This window comes from Mucilaginibacter sabulilitoris (assembly GCF_034262375.1).
GTDB classification, from domain to species: Bacteria; Bacteroidota; Bacteroidia; order Sphingobacteriales; family Sphingobacteriaceae; genus Mucilaginibacter; species Mucilaginibacter sabulilitoris.
Window position 1 is genome coordinate 6021352 of the sequence record NZ_CP139558.1, and the last position, 15035, is coordinate 6036386.

General features: G+C 41.6%; 11 protein-coding genes. 2 read left to right on the forward strand and 9 right to left on the reverse strand.

Annotation, left to right across the window (positions count from 1 at the left end):
* Positions 1 to 192 precede the first annotated feature (192 nt).
* Both SNE25_RS25680 and SNE25_RS25685 read right to left on the reverse strand, forming a co-directional pair.
* On the reverse strand, positions 193 to 759 hold the full coding sequence (locus tag SNE25_RS25680) for an RNA polymerase sigma-70 factor (RefSeq protein ID WP_321561879.1): 567 nt from the start codon (positions 757 to 759) through the stop codon (positions 193 to 195).
* 85 nt (positions 760 to 844) lie between these two features.
* Positions 845 to 1804 (reverse strand): DUF6528 family protein, encoded by a 960-nt coding sequence (locus SNE25_RS25685; protein WP_321561880.1) that lies wholly within the window; start codon positions 1802 to 1804, stop codon positions 845 to 847.
* A gap of 344 nt (positions 1805 to 2148) precedes the next feature.
* On the opposite strand from SNE25_RS25685, the gene SNE25_RS25690 reads away from it, so the two are divergent.
* Complete coding sequence (locus tag SNE25_RS25690) at positions 2149 to 4269, forward strand: WD40/YVTN/BNR-like repeat-containing protein (RefSeq protein WP_321561881.1); 2121 nt, start codon at positions 2149 to 2151, stop codon at positions 4267 to 4269.
* A 78-nt stretch (positions 4270 to 4347) separates the two neighbouring features.
* Here SNE25_RS25690 and SNE25_RS25695 read toward each other — a convergent pair whose 3' ends face one another.
* From SNE25_RS25695 to SNE25_RS25720, 6 genes are read right to left on the reverse strand one after another with little or no spacing between them, the layout of a single operon-like run.
* Positions 4348 to 5289: a glycerophosphodiester phosphodiesterase family protein gene (locus SNE25_RS25695; RefSeq protein WP_321561882.1), complete on the reverse strand. Its 942-nt coding sequence runs from the start codon at positions 5287 to 5289 to the stop codon at positions 4348 to 4350.
* 14 nt (positions 5290 to 5303) lie between these two features.
* Complete coding sequence (locus SNE25_RS25700) at positions 5304 to 5897, reverse strand: histidine phosphatase family protein (RefSeq protein ID WP_321561883.1); 594 nt, start codon at positions 5895 to 5897, stop codon at positions 5304 to 5306.
* Positions 5890 to 7344: an FGGY-family carbohydrate kinase gene (locus tag SNE25_RS25705; protein ID WP_321561884.1), complete on the reverse strand. Its 1455-nt coding sequence runs from the start codon at positions 7342 to 7344 to the stop codon at positions 5890 to 5892. The genes SNE25_RS25700 and SNE25_RS25705 overlap by 8 nt, the downstream gene beginning before the upstream one ends.
* A complete protein-coding gene (locus tag SNE25_RS25710) occupies positions 7344 to 8792 on the reverse strand; it encodes an FGGY-family carbohydrate kinase (protein ID WP_321561885.1) in 1449 nt (482 codons plus the stop codon). Before SNE25_RS25710 ends, SNE25_RS25705 begins: the two co-directional genes overlap by 1 nt.
* Before the next feature lie 6 nt (positions 8793 to 8798).
* Positions 8799 to 9782, reverse strand: a complete 984-nt coding sequence (locus SNE25_RS25715) for an NAD(P)-dependent oxidoreductase (RefSeq protein ID WP_321561886.1) — start codon at positions 9780 to 9782, stop codon at positions 8799 to 8801.
* Between the two features lie 43 nt (positions 9783 to 9825).
* Complete coding sequence (locus tag SNE25_RS25720; protein WP_321561887.1) at positions 9826 to 11103, reverse strand: MFS transporter; 1278 nt, start codon at positions 11101 to 11103, stop codon at positions 9826 to 9828.
* 249 nt (positions 11104 to 11352) lie between these two features.
* Here SNE25_RS25720 and SNE25_RS25725 point away from each other — a divergent pair, with 249 nt between their 5' ends.
* The gene (locus SNE25_RS25725) at positions 11353 to 12117 is read left to right on the forward strand and encodes a DeoR/GlpR family DNA-binding transcription regulator (protein ID WP_321561888.1); all 765 of its coding nucleotides are present in this window, start codon (positions 11353 to 11355) and stop codon (positions 12115 to 12117) included.
* Between the two features lie 59 nt (positions 12118 to 12176).
* Here SNE25_RS25725 and SNE25_RS25730 read toward each other — a convergent pair whose 3' ends face one another.
* On the reverse strand, positions 12177 to 15029 hold the full coding sequence (locus SNE25_RS25730; protein WP_321561889.1) for a glycosyl hydrolase: 2853 nt from the start codon (positions 15027 to 15029) through the stop codon (positions 12177 to 12179).
* Positions 15030 to 15035: the final 6 nt, after the last annotated feature.

A 15035-nucleotide genomic window follows, 5' to 3' on the forward strand; every position in this document is an offset into this window, starting at 1 on the left:
TATAACTGTTTACAAAAACTTATTAAAATGTTCACAGTAACATTTTACACTAAAGACTATATCTAACTAAAATTGTACTAAAGGTTATTTTATTAAAAATAATATTGCAATATAAAACTGCAGAAAGCACAACCTCCCATTATACAACAAACTAATAAAGTAAATTTCAGGAATAGCCGGCAGATGGGTGCACTACCGGTTAAAGTACAACTGCATAGCCTTAGTTATCTTTTTTAGAGCTATTGCTAACTGCACATCTATAGTATTTATAGAAATACCTAACTCAACAGCTACATCTTTATTGCGTAAGCCCTCTTCGCGTATCATTTTATATATCTGCCTACAGCGAGGGGGCAGGTCATCAACTATTTCTTTTATAAATTTTGACAGTTCGCCGGTTATCATTTGCTTTTCCGGATCGATATTGAAATCAATATGCGAATCTTCATGAAGTTCGCCGGTATTCACAAACAGGGATTGTTCGCGTTTTTTTTTTGACAATTGTGTATAGCAGCGATTTCTGACAGCCGTAAAAAGGTAAACCCTTAAATGCTGAATATTATCTAAATGATGTTTAGTACTCCAAACCTGGTATAATACGTCTGATACAACCTCTTCCGCTAATTCTTTTGATTTTAAATACGCGACAGCGAATTTAAACAATACGTCATAATACTGATCCCACAAATATTTACAGGCTTCATTATCTTTATTTTCAGCGATAAGCTTTAATAAAAATGGTTTAGTATCATCGTTCATTGCTTAGGGCTTAGCCACTGTTGATCATGACCGCGGCAAAGAAGCGACATAAGTGTTAAGTAATTACATATTGTATGTTATATAATTATTTGCATTGCTTAAAAGCATCATTAAGCGGATAACTAAAACTATTGGGTAAAAACCACCTCGCTTTATACAATTTCAGGCCATTCTGTTCAAATACGGTATTCCCTTTGATATCGATGACAGCATCTGTCCACCATTTCTCCTTCGGTTCTGAAAGTATGACTGGAAACCCTGACGGGCCTGATGAAATACTTTTGATACTCCGCCGGCTGAAATTTGTTTTAGCAATTTTTTTTGTAGCAGGATCAAATGTATAAATAGCGGAGGTATCTGTTAGCCAAAGTTTATTTTCATGATAAACCGGAAACAGGTCATGCGATTCTGTGCCCAGCAGATCAATAGTTTCAACTAATTCCAGATCAGGATTGCCGCAATTAAAATTGTATTTAAACGCTTTCAGCTTATTCATAGCTGCCGACCATAGAACCTTGTTGCTGTTGTCCCAAACTACGTTATGCCCAAATTCTATATCGATCTTTTTGCTGTAAACTTTATCAGGTGAGACAAGTGTATCAACTTTAAAAATAGTAAGGTACTGGCCGGTGCTCGACGCGCTAACGATATTACCATCGGGCAAAACTTCTGCCGAATGTGTATTTCCCCCGGCATAAGCATAAAATACAGCCTTTTTATCTGCAATACGCACCAAAGCTACACCACCACCCGATGCAGTAACAAGCACATATTGCATATTATAAACCGGCTTGGCCTCGCTGATGCTTGAAAACCATTTGACATATTCTGTTTTCACATTTGAATTAGCCGGCTCCCATTCCCATATAATTGCTTTTTTTGATACATCGGCTATGGCTACACGCTGCTTGGACTGATCGGCCATGATGATGCATTTTTTGCAATCCTTAATGGCCTGCTGGGCGTATGCATAATTACATAATAAGCAAAGTGTAAACCCTGCAACAAAACATGTTGCTATGTATTTAAATGTAAATTGATTCATAAGGCAGATAAATTGCAAAGGTATGGAGCTATTATTACTTGTATTTTTTTAAAATGTTAATTGTAATAATTCCCCAAAAACGAAATCAGGAGCAATAAATGGTTATTTCTTCTAACCAAATCTTTAGCTGTTTGAATTGGCAATACATTTCTTAAGTTTTCTTAGATATTATAATATTTTATAAATATATATAGTAGAATCATAGCCGGCTATTGTCTTAATTATCAAACACAAACTAACCAGTAATGGAAAAATATTATTTAAAACAACAGCTATCCTAAGTAGTATAAACCGCCAAAAGAAATTATTAAATATCCTCACCCATATCCTAAAAAACAATCACTATGAAAAAAACAATTTCTTTATTGTTCCTCTGCACAGCAATGTTCCAGAGTTTATCCTCCTGCAAGAAAGCAGCCAGTTTAACTCCTGATGAAAAAAGCCAAGCCCGCGCAAAAACTGTTGCCGGTACTAATGCAATTATCCCTTATACATGGGATAATGTAACCATTGGGGGCGGCGGTTATGTTACCGGGATTGTGATCCACCCAACAACGGCAAACAGGATGTATATCCGTACCGATGTTGGCGGCGCTTATCATTGGGATGGTACTAATCAACGCTGGGTACAACTTCTTGACGGTATGAGTCAAATCAGGGTAGATGGTATGGCACTTGACGCCAATAAGCCCGATCGCGTTTATTTGGCGCTTAATGATGGCGTTTACCGTTCTGATAATGTTGGGTCAAGCTGGACCAAAGTTATGTCTGCAACCTATAATGGTAATGGCGACATGCGCTGGACCGGCGAATGTTTAGCTGTTGATCCCCTCACCAGTACCGTAATTTATGCGGGCACACGTTCAGACGGGCTTTATCGCAGCACCAATGAAGGTACCGCCTGGACTAAAATTACCAGCGTACCTAACGGCGGGGTAAATGGTGTGCGCACGGTTGTTGTTGATCCGGCTACTACAATAAGCAGCAGATCGGCAAAGGTTTATGTGGGTATTCCGGGTGCTGGTATTTATAGAAGCACCGATGGCGGAACAACTTTTGCTGCTTTGTCAGGTGCTCCGGTATCACCCAACAGGATGGCAGTGGTTGACGGAAATTTATATGTAGCACATTCCACCGGAGTTACTGTATGGAACGGCACAACCTGGAAAGACATCACTCCGGCAGGTGGCACAGGTAAAAATTATTGCGGTCTTTCAATTGAGGCATCAGATCATTTAAAAATAGCTGTGTGCCAAAGGTATTCAACCTTTAATAACCCCCTTTACCGTTCATCAGACGGAGGTACTACCTGGCAACAAATGAATACAGCTGCTTTACCTATAACCAAAACTGTGGAACCTACATGGTGGCCAACAAGCTGGTTTTCAAGCGCTACCTCCAGTATTGCCTTTGACCCTCTTCATCATGGTGACCTTTATTATACCGACTGGTTTGGTATCTGGTATTTGTCAAACGCGTGGCAAGCAGGCTCTGTTGACTGGAGCACCCGCGAAAAAGGTCATGAAGAAACTGTAATATTAACTATGGCTGCACCTCCAACCGGACCAGCTTTATATTCGGGTGCAGCCGACGTATTTGGCTTCCGCCATGACAATATCAACGCGTACCCATCAAGACTTTACAATATTAATGAAGGCTTTAGCATCGCTTATTGCGAAAGTACTCCGGCAAACATCGCTATCCTTGGCGCATCGGGTAATGATGGCACTGGTACCATACTGGCTACATCGGCCAATAGTGGCACCACCTGGACAACCCGCACACTCCCGGCTGGTGTTAAACTTGGCCGAATAGCAATATCGGCTACCAATCCTGATAAAATGGTTTATATAGCCGGCGGTACCAGCGGAGGTGTATACTACACCACTAATAGAGGTGCATCATGGGCCGCAGCTACCGGAGCACCGGTGGGTTCTGTAGCAGCAGTTGATGTTTGGAGTAAGGATTTTTCGATAGCTGCAGATTGTGTTGATGGCGATCGTTTTTATATATACAAATCAGGCTTCCTGTATGCCACCTCCAACGGCGGAGCTTCATGGGCTCAACAAAATACTACCGCCATACCTGCAAAAAACACCTATTTATTTGTAACAGCAAGACCAGGTACAACCGGCGAAGTTTGGGTAAGTCTTGATGGTAACGGACTTTACAGAACCACGAACGGAGGCCAAACTTTTACTAAGATAAGTGCATTAACCACATCTACGGCGTTCTCATTCGGAGCACCAGCTACAGGTACAAGTATTCCTGCAGCATATAGTTTTGGCACATTATCTGGCGTAAAAGGGATGTACCGCTCTACCGATCTTGGTGTAACCTGGGACAGGGTTGATGGAACTCAAAAATTCCCTGCCGGTGTAAAGGTAATTGCCGCCGACAGACAAGTTTTTGGTAAGTTGTATGTAGGTACAGGTGGCCGCGGCGTATTATACGGTCAGCAATAACTTAAACGGGATTATCATAAAATAACAACAGCCGGTATTATACTGGCTGTTGTTATTTTAATACAAACTGATTATGAACTATAATTTAGCCTTTCCCCAAAACTTTTTTTGCAAACCAGATTCAGGCATAATTGATTTTATAGCCGTTGCCACTTCAATGGGCAAATCAGATTCAAGAATATCAGCACCCATGGTAAATGTTTCGCGATAATGGGTAGCACGCTCGGCAGAGTCTTTTAATTTATCATAAGACGGGGCTGCCGAAATCATGCACATTACTCCCTTTGCATGCAACAGATCAAGCAATTCCTTATTTTCGGGTTTATTGGTTGGACCAATATAGGCTATCATGTTTTTCCAGGGAACACCGGCTTTTTCGTAAGTGTAAAATGCTTCCTTTGTCAGCACAAATGCCGACATCATATTTTTAGGGTTATTATCATAATAGAACCGGGCCTGCTGCGCATTATGTACGGTGAGCATTACTTCATCATTTTTGCACTCTTTTAATATTTTAGCAGTCATTTCAAGCGGCACGTCCTTGTGGTCAAGGTTTAGTACAGTCTTACCCTTACTCCATAGTATTACATCTTTAAGGGTGGGTATTTTATAGTCGGTAACATTTCCTTGCGGGTCTTTTAATCTGAATTGCTGTAGCTCCGCAAAGGTGTAATCAGAAACTTTGCCTTTGCCGGTTGTTGTGCGGTCAAGCGTCTCATCGTGCATTAAAACAACCACACTATCTTTAGTTAATCTCGGGTCTATCTCAAAAAAGGCAGGTGTGTGTTTAAGCGTATTTTCAAAAGTGGCACCGCAATTTTCAGGATATCCAGTAGTTGTTCCCCCGCGGTGACCGCTAATCACCGGCATATCTTTACCAGTATGCTTAAAATACTGCTGAAACTCATTAGCACTTTTAAAATGAAGCGTATTTATTTCGGTTTGCGCAGATGAAACTTTGGCTGTTACAACTAACAGCAGGCAGGATAAAAATACTTTGGTAGATGATAACCTGTTCATGGTTTTAATATAATTTATGCGTTTAATCTTTTCAGTGTAATTTCGCCGGTATCATCCAGCTCAAAAAAAGTGATTGCGGAATTTTCCTGGAATATCCTTCTATAGTTTTTTAATTCCATACCTAACTTATAGGCCATATACAAGCGGTTTATGCCATTATGCGCTACCACTACGATGGTTTGGTTTGCATGTTTTTGCAGCATTTCATTAAAAAAGGAGTCTACTCTTTCAATAACCTCGGCCCCGGTTTCGCCAGTGCCTCCGGCTTTCGCATTTGCAGGGTCACTCATCCATGCCTCCCATAAAGATGGCTCTTCGGCTATAAACTCTTCCTTTGTTTTACCTTCCCATGTACCAAAATCAACCTCAATAATACGTTCATCTGTTTGTACCTGTTTGCTTTCTGTAGCTATCTGGGCTGTGAGGCAGGCCCTGCTCAATGGTGATGAGTAAACCGCGTTAAATTTTTCATCCTTTAATTGGTGAAATACATTTACGGCCTGTTTTATTCCCTTATTGGTCAGGCTGGCATCTGTTCGGCCGCAGTAGCGGTTGCCATCGGCATTATAAGTAGTTTCACCATGCCTTAATAAGTAAACGCTAAGCATCAATGCCTCCTTTTATATATCCCTTTTGTTGCATAACAGCAATAAATTCACGGTAATTGGCCTCATATTGTTCTGCCAGTTCTTTTTCAGGGTGAATCTCCTTTTCAATTAATACCATTTGTTTAACAGCCTCTGTTAACGAGCCATAATACGTTTTTGAAGTAGCCAGCATGGCCGCCCCCATTGCTCCGGATACATGTTTCATTTTATAAACAGGCTTATTGAGCACGTTACTCCTGATCCTGAGCCAGGTATCGCTGTTGCTGGCCCCTCCTGCCGTATAAATCGCATTCACCTTTTCGCCCGATAATTGTTCTATCATTTCATAAGTATACCGTTCCAGGTAAGCAACACCTTCCATATTTGCGGCGAACTGTTCTTCCCTGGTTAATCCTTCCGGCTCAAAGCCCCGGGCCTGCGGCGCTATAAAGGGAAAACGTTCTCCCTCCTGCCTTAGCGGGTAAGCTATATGACGCGTTGGGATAAGCCGCCCTGCCTGTTCATTTAAGTTAAGCAGATCGTCGCCAAACTCATTGGTAACCCAATCGGCCCCGGTATTACTGGCTCCCCCGGGCATCCAGTAACCTTCTGGGTGCCTGTGGCTATATAAACGGCCATGGGGATCAGGAACTTCATTTTTAGTTACTCCCTTTATTACCATAGTTGTGCCAATGGTGGTATTCCACTCGCCGGGGTTTATAGCGCCAGATGCTATTTGCGATGCGCAACCATCTGTAATGCCTGCTGTAATTTTCACCGTTTTGGGCAAACCAAGTTCATTTGCTATATATGCTGTAATAGTGCCAATTACTGTTCCTGATGGTACCACCTGCGGTAACCATTCTTTTTTTAATGGAAGCCGGGTGTATAAATATTCGGGCCACTCATACTTACTAACGTCATAACCTGATTTGAATGCATTTGTATAATCGGTAACACCCCAAACATTACTGAGCATACCGGTAACAAAATCTGCCGCATGTATCCATTTAGCAATCTTAGCCGCCTTTTCGGGATAGGTTTCCTGAAACCATATCATTTTAGCTAAACCGCTCGAAAAGTTGAAAGCAGTATAACCATGATGGTGATATTTTACTGCGGCAGCGGTGCATTTCTCTGCCTGATGAACAGATCGTTTATCACTGTACATAATAGCATTATGAAGCGGCTGATTATTTTCATCTAAAGGAATTACTGTACCCGATGTAGAGGTTACCGCAATAGCTTCTATATTACCAGCGATGGCTTGTGCTTCTTCACCTTGCAGCAAAGCAGATAATGAGCGGTAGCAAGCATCCCACCATTCTTTAGGCGATTGCTCTTCTCTTGATTGATCATTTAACGGGAACACTTGCTCCGCCGACGAGATGATATCACCTTTTGCATCTGCCAAAACAACTCTTGCTCCCTGTGTACCAATATCTATCCCTATAAAATATGATTCCATCAACTCAATATCTCTTTAAATGACGAACGGGTCCTTTTCCATTCATTGTATAGTAACTTATAATGGGCCCTCTCTGCGGGTTCAACAACCTCAAGGATTACTGCCGGGGGCTGCGCCTTTCCAAGTGCTTTGTTACATATTAAAACACCTCCCACTACCGATGACTGGCGGTAGCTGTTGCGGATAATTACTCTTTTATTTAAAAGTGCCGCTATAAACTGCCGCAACGTGTGGCTCTGAACTCCACCTCCACATGCCCATATATAATCCTGCTCATGAGCGCTTACACTATTTAATGTTTTATAATTTTCACAGATACTGCAGGCTATATCCCAAAGCGTGGCCCACACAAAACTTGCCCGGGTTAACTGATGTGAAACCGGGGCATCAAAAATAAAACCGCCCTTTGTTAATGGTGCCTTTTCATCTGCCAGTAATGATCCGAGGGAGGCTATACATTGAAAACTATTTACTTCTGTTAATTCCTGTTCAATAACATCGTAGCTTTCATTGGGATAAAAAATTTCCTTTAACCGCTGATAGTTTAACCCGGTTACACCGGCATTAGCCTCAAACATAAAACTGTTTTCATTGGTATGCCTGCCCGTCCAGGTACGCTCTTTTTCGTCAGTAACGTATTGGCTGGTAAGTTTTATAATGGGTGTTGTTGTCCCTGATACAATTACTACATCATTTGTCTCGGGGCATGTACTCATAATCGCCAGCTGGGTATCGCCGCCGCCTACAATTATCTGAGCGTCGGCTGACACCCGAAGATTTACCGCCTGTTCGTTAGTTATTGTTCCCAGGATCGTACCAGAGTCCGTAAGCGGAGGCAGTACAGACGGATTTATATTAAAAACACCACAAAGGTCTGTAGACCAGCTCTTCCCCTCTACATCGTACAACAGAGTTTCAGATGCCTGGGAGTGTTCATAATGAACGACCCCGCTCAGCATGTACTCTATCCAGTCGCTTATACTCAAGAAAGTAGAAAAATCTTCCCATATATCTTTCCGCCTTTCACGGATACCCACAATTTTCATAGCAGAAAAAAGCGATGTGGGATAACGCCCGGTTAACTGGTAAACGTGGCTTTTATCTCTGATCATATCCTCCCACTCCCGGCCACGGTGATCAATATTTGGCAAGCCGATTTGCGAATTACCATTTTTGTCGAGCAATACAATTCCTTCTCGCTGGCTGGTAGCGGTTAATGCTTTAATAAGTACATCGCCGGCCTGGCTCAGAGCGTTTTTTGTAAGGTGCGAAACCTGTTCCCAAAGCTGTTGTGTGTCAAAATAAAGCGCTTCAGGATAATTTATGTCTTTATGATATATGATATTTTCACGGTCGATACCCAATATCTCGCCGGTAACATCCGTTACTGCTACCCGTACGTTCCCGGTTCCTATATCAATTACAATATATGCTTCCTTAGATATCATTCCTGGTCAGGCTATTTTTTTCTTCGTGCTGTTGCTATTTCCGTTTAATGAAGCCCAATTCAAGATCCTTTCATTTAAAATATCAACATGATGATCCTCTACTTCGTGGGTAGCACCCGCGGTATGGGGCGTTGCCAAAACATGAGGGTGATTGATCAGGCGATAATCTTTCTGATCTGGTGGCTCAAAATCAAACACATCAAGCACAGCGCCCCTGATCTTGTTATTTTCTATCGCGTTGAGCAGATCGTCGCGCTTTACCACGCTGGCCCTTGCGGTATTCACGAATATGGCTTCCGGTTTCATTATGGAAATTAATTTTTCATCAATCATACCAATTGTTTGGTCGTTAACCGGTAAATGAATTGAAACAATATCGCTACTTTTAAAAACATCTTCCAGTGAGGTTTTATAATAGTCGGTGTTCGGGCTTTCGATATAAGGATCATAAAACTTGATTTGGCATGGAAAGTTTTTAACCATTTCCGCAATTCTTTGCCCCACTGCTCCAAAGCCAACCATTCCAATTGTTTTACCAGCCAGTTCGTTACCTTTAAATTGAAGATATGAAGTATGAGCTCCTTCCTCCCAGTTTTCGCCGGTTAACCATTGCCAGCTGGGGATGGTGTTACGCAGCAGATTAATTACGTTAGCTATAAATAGTTCGGCAACAGCCTGGGCATTACGCGCTGGTGTATAAAATACTTGTATTCCACTCTTTTTGGCCGCCTCCAGGTCAACATTTGACGGAGTACCCCGGCAAACACCTATAAATTGCAGCTCCGGGTGAAGGTTTATAACATTAGCTGTTACATTATCGTGTTCGGTAATTAAAGCATCAGCACGCGTTTCATCAATCAACTTATTTAGTTCAGTTTCGTTAAATGCCCTGCCATTATCTTTCCAGGGTTTGTAAATAACTTCGCCGAATTTACCGGAAAGTATGTCCTGTCCTTTTTGATTATACGGGGCTGTTATCAGTATCCTCATATTTGTTTATATGTATTTTATTAGTAAATTTTTCAAGGGGATTTTACTCTGATTTGAGTATAATATCAGGCACTTTTTTTAAGGAATGTGCCGTTTTTGCATTATCAGGCAGCGAAATATACTTGGTTAACAGGGCACTGATAAAATACAGGCTGGCTAATATCCAAACCACGCCTTCGTTACCAACAGTTCCTATGAAAATCCCGACTATGGCCGGGCCAACAAAAACGGCCAAACCGGCACCCAGATTTAATACGGCCATGGCTGCACCTTTATCTTTTTTAACAAGCGACGGTACAAGCGCCGATAGCGGTACATAACCGGCCAGCAAAGCGCCCCACAATACGCCGCTCAGCATTACCAGCCAAAAACTACCTCCAAATAAAACCGGAGAATAATAAAAGAGCAGGGTTGTTAAAGCGCAACCCACCCCACCAAACCACATCACGGTATTTTTCCATCCAAAACCATCGCCAACAAAGCCAAAAATTAAATTGAATGCGATGTTAGCCGTAAAGATGGTTCCCCAAATTTGCAGCCATGCGGTAGTTGAAAACCCATGGGCAGCCATATAAGTTGGCAGAAATACCGGAAAAGCAAACTGCGCGGTTGTATTGATAATGCGTACAATACCGCCAAGCAAAACTTTAGGCTCTTCCCTCATAATAGTGAGCCCCTTGGCCAGTTCTTCAGATTTACTTACCGTTCCCTCGCCGGCCTTAAACTTATCTGTATTTAATACCAGCGCGAAAAAGGCGCCCAATACAACCCAGAATATAGAACTCCATAGTGTATTCAGATAACCAAGGTGCTCAATTGCCCAACTTGAGTAGTAAGCGCCAAAAACGTTTAAACCGCCGGTAAAAACAAACCAGAACCACCCTACCGCCGTACCCAATTTTTGCTGAGGGCTCCTGTAGGTTATCCAAACTAAAAACGAGTAGGCAAAAAGCGGGTAACCGAATCCCCTTATAGCGTAAGTGATCAGCATAACCGGAAAATGCAGTTCGGGCATGCCGTAACCTACAAAACCAATTGTACCTAAAATATATAGCAAGATACCTGCAAGCATGGTTTTTTTTGGCCCATAACCCTCGGCCAAAACACCGGAAAACCAGGATGAAATAGCTATAGTTATCCCGTATACGGTAAACAATGATGCGGACTGCTGTATAGTTAATCCCCTACCCAAAAGGTACGGACTTAACCATCCCTGTTCAACACCATCACCCATCATAAAAATAAGGATACCCAGGTAACCCCAGGCAAGGTGCTTTGGAATACCCGCTTTATCAAGTACAGATTTACCCGAATGAGTCATCTCTTTTATTTTTAGTTTATTATTAGTTGATTAAAAAAGGCTAAAAGACGGCATTTGGTATTACCATCCTGTTAGGTTTATTTTAATTAAAAAGACGTTAAAGCATCAATTAATCATAAACAAATTAAACATTTTAAACTTAATAAAACAAAATTAAATTAAAATAAATATTTTGAAATGCAAATTTCATACAAACTAAAAGGTTTGTTAACATTATTTTTTCTATTTTTAGATCATATTTCTGAATAAATGAAAAATATAACTGACAGACACCAGTTTATCCTGGAAAAATTAAAGAAGGAAGGAAAAGTTAACATTATTGATCTTGTGGAAGAAATGGGCGTATCCGGAGTAACCATTAGAAAGGATTTAAAATTATTAGAAGATAAGAACCTTTTGTTCCGGACACACGGCGGCGGTTCTTTAAATAACCCCTACGCTGTTGACCGTCCTATTTATGAGAAAGAATTTATAAACTCTGACGAGAAAAAAAAGATAGCCAAAGCCGCAATTGAACTCATAGGGCAAACCGATTCTATTATGATAGGCTCGGGCACCACCGTTTTTGAACTGGCCCGTATGCTTCACCCAACCAAACATTTAACTGTTATTACCCCCGCGCTGAAGGTAGGATTGGAATTAAGCAACCGACCCAACGTTGAGGTATTACAATTGGGTGGCCTCATCAGGCAAAACTCATCCTCGGTTGCAGGAGCTCACGCCATGAGTGTTCTGGATGAGATTTCCTGCAGCATATTGTTTCTTGGAGTTGATGGCATCGATATAGATTTTGGCATAACCATTTCAAACATATCGGAAGCTACCCTCAATCAAAAAATGATACAAACAGCACAAACCGTTGTTATTTTGGCAGATAGCACCAAATTTGACAGGCGCGGTCTTGGTCGTATATGCAGCCTGGAGCAAGTTCATTATATTATTACTGATGCTAAAGTTTCAAAGAACACTGTAAAGGCAATAGAAGAAAAAGACGTCAAGGTTATTATTGTTTAATAACTTTAAATCAATGCAAAAGATGGTGCTGTAGCCATCTTTTGCATTGATTACACATACTATCCTAATTCAACCGGACCTAAAACCCCCATTGCATAAAGCGGTTGTTTTTTACCCTTGATCCATTTCAAAGAATCTTTATTATCTCCTAAAGAGTACATGTAATTACCCAACGTTGTGGTAAGCTTAATAGTTAATGAGTTATCTCCCTGTTTTATAATTCCCTTTACTGCATAAACGTGATTGCCATACCAGCGGTTACCCAGACTTTTCCCATTAAGTGTAACCTCGCTAACACCCTCTACTTTTCCTAAGTTCAAATAGCTTATTCCTGCGGGATCATTTACGCTGAAAGAATTTTCATATACGGCGTTACCCGCAAAAGCGACAAGGTTCTTATCTTCCTTAAAATCAATCAGTTTATCCAGCTTTTGAGTTCGCTTGCTGCCATCCACATGATTAAGTGTTAAATTCCATGGTGATGTAATGGAAAGTACCGCTTTTTTTGAAAAATCGACCGGAGTATATTTTTCCCCTTGCTGATGATGGTCAAAAACAATTAGTTTGGTTTCTGCGGGCCCAAGCGTAATTTTCAGCTGGTTCTTCTTCCCGGCGGTGGGGTAAAGATATCTTTCGCCGGTTTCTGCATCCCATCGCCAGGCCGTTTTATTCGCCGCGACATCAAATGTTGCGTTAAATTCAAAGCTTTTGCTATTGCTGTAATTGGAGATAAAAAAAGCATCAGCATTATCAAATTTATAATACACCTGGCTAACAGACGCCTGGGGATTATCCGTTTTCATATATGGTTTAATATCAAACCGCTCTTGTATACTTTTATACCAGTCAATTATTTTACCGCTGGGTGTTGGCGCCGAATGTATAGCTACATTTTTGCTTTTTATCCTTTTTATAATATCACTCACTTGTTTATCCAGTGCTATGTGGTTATTATACCCGGGTGCTTTATGCGGATATTTATCAATAAATATGATCCGACCGCCTGCATCGGCAAAGCGTTTAATAGCTGCGGCGGTATCCGGGTGTATAGTCTCGGCTTCTACAATCAACAACACTTGATATTGTCTCGGCCCATAAGTAAGCTTTCCGTTTAGAAAAGTTGCCTTTTGTAATATGCTTTCACTTACATAATCGCAGCCGCTGCCGTTTTGATGTATAGCTTCCCATATATTATGTACGTATGCAGGCAGTGCCCTTTCTGGAAATGGATCCCATTGTGCGGCATATTTACTCCACAGATCGGGTAGCGGATGCATAACGGCCACATCAGATATGAGCGTACCGTTCTGAAAAACTGCAGACAACCTTCCTTTATAGCCCACCCATTGTTTTAAGTACGGCCACCAGGGATTACGCTCATTGAAGAAGGTACCATAACGTATCCAGCCAGGGAATGGCGCGTCGGCAGGACTATAATTGAATCCGTGCAATATGGAGTGCGTAACTCCAGAAAGATTGCTTTGATCGCCGGTTTGTTTTATTCTTTCCAGCGTGGCATTAAAAACCAGCTCTGTATTCGTAATTTCCTCACAGCTAATGACTTTTTTACCCGCCAGCCTTGCTCCGGATGATACAAATTTGTTCACTTCTGAGTAGGCCCTGCCCTGTTTGTAATCAAAATCTTTTAGCTCCTGCCCTATATGGGTGCGTATCCAGGTTTCACATTCAGGTATATCGATCTGCATACTTGAATCTGACGGATGATACTCCCGGCCATAAGCCTGTACCCTTGATTTAACGCCATTGACTTTACACCAGTTTAAAAAAGTATCTAAAAAACGCTCCTGGAACAACTCCATTTTGGTTATTTCAAAATCGTACCGCACACGGTCTAAAGTATCTTTCAACTGCTCGCCCGGTACAGAACCATATTTCTCATCCAGGGCCCTGCCTAAACGACCTGTTTTAAATAAAATAAAAGGCAAGTAAGGGCTAAGCGAATATTTTCTTCGCTTTTCAAACTGCTCCAGCATATCGTCGCACCAATTAGCACCTTCAAGTTCCAGACTATCCGTAAATACCGACCGGAACTTGTTGCCCATCAATCCTATTTTTGGCGTAATGGCATCAGACATTTTGTTGAGATATTTTTGAACCGCGTCTTTATTATAATGATTCAAAACCGGTCCGCTGGCACCAGGGGCGCCAAACATTACGGCCATAAAACCGGTAATTTTCACCAGGAAATACAGCACATGGTTGCCCTCTGGCACATTAATAGTTACCTCATTTTCACCTATTTGCGTATCAAAATCCACCACAGCATCTATATTTTCCAAATTAGCCGGCGCTAATCTGAGTACACTAAGCTCTTTATAGCTCTTAGCGTTTTTTGACGATATAGGCGGATCAACGGCTTTTAGTAGCTCCTCACGGGATATTCTCAAGGTTTGCGGTCCGGTAATATCTTTAGTACCCAGGGCCATAATTTGCGTTTGTTCGTCTTTTGTTAAAAACTCCCCACCAAATGGCCAGCCCGATCCTACGATAATATCACAGATCATTCCCCGCTCTTTAGCTGCTTTCAAGGTAAAATCAAGCAGGTCAAGCCATTCATCGCTCAGCCACTCATGTTCTTTGTAATTCAACGGATCGGCTGTCTCAGGAAACCTGATAGAGTTGATCTCCACACCACCAATACCCAATCCTTTAAGCATATCCAGCTCACGCACAAGTTCTTCCTTTACAATCCGGTTACCATTCCACCACCAACGCACAAAGGGTTTTGACGTATTTACAGGATTTTTAAAGGCCGTGTACAGGTCGTTTGCAGGTAAAGTGTCTCCGTTATTAAAATTATACCATGCCGCATTTTTGGTAACACGCACTAACGGCAACCCTGCAATAGTTACCGAGCCTAACTTTAAAAACTTCCTTCTGTTTATGCTCATAAATTA

What these genes read in the sequence shown, in the direction of transcription:
- SNE25_RS25680 (WP_321561879.1), bottom strand. Translation starts at nt 759, where the DNA reads ATGAACGATGATACTAAACCATTTTTATTAAAGCTTATCGCTGAAAAT.
- SNE25_RS25685 (WP_321561880.1), bottom strand. Translation starts at nt 1,804, where the DNA reads ATGAATCAATTTACATTTAAATACATAGCAACATGTTTTGTTGCAGGG.
- SNE25_RS25690 (WP_321561881.1), top strand. Translation starts at nt 2,149, where the DNA reads ATGAAAAAAACAATTTCTTTATTGTTCCTCTGCACAGCAATGTTCCAG.
- SNE25_RS25695 (WP_321561882.1), bottom strand. Translation starts at nt 5,289, where the DNA reads ATGAACAGGTTATCATCTACCAAAGTATTTTTATCCTGCCTGCTGTTA.
- SNE25_RS25700 (WP_321561883.1), bottom strand. Translation starts at nt 5,897, where the DNA reads ATGCTTAGCGTTTACTTATTAAGGCATGGTGAAACTACTTATAATGCC.
- SNE25_RS25705 (WP_321561884.1), bottom strand. Translation starts at nt 7,344, where the DNA reads ATGGAATCATATTTTATAGGGATAGATATTGGTACACAGGGAGCAAGA.
- SNE25_RS25710 (WP_321561885.1), bottom strand. Translation starts at nt 8,792, where the DNA reads ATGATATCTAAGGAAGCATATATTGTAATTGATATAGGAACCGGGAAC.
- SNE25_RS25715 (WP_321561886.1), bottom strand. Translation starts at nt 9,782, where the DNA reads ATGAGGATACTGATAACAGCCCCGTATAATCAAAAAGGACAGGACATA.
- SNE25_RS25720 (WP_321561887.1), bottom strand. Translation starts at nt 11,103, where the DNA reads ATGACTCATTCGGGTAAATCTGTACTTGATAAAGCGGGTATTCCAAAG.
- SNE25_RS25725 (WP_321561888.1), top strand. Translation starts at nt 11,353, where the DNA reads ATGAAAAATATAACTGACAGACACCAGTTTATCCTGGAAAAATTAAAG.
- SNE25_RS25730 (WP_321561889.1), bottom strand. Translation starts at nt 15,029, where the DNA reads ATGAGCATAAACAGAAGGAAGTTTTTAAAGTTAGGCTCGGTAACTATT.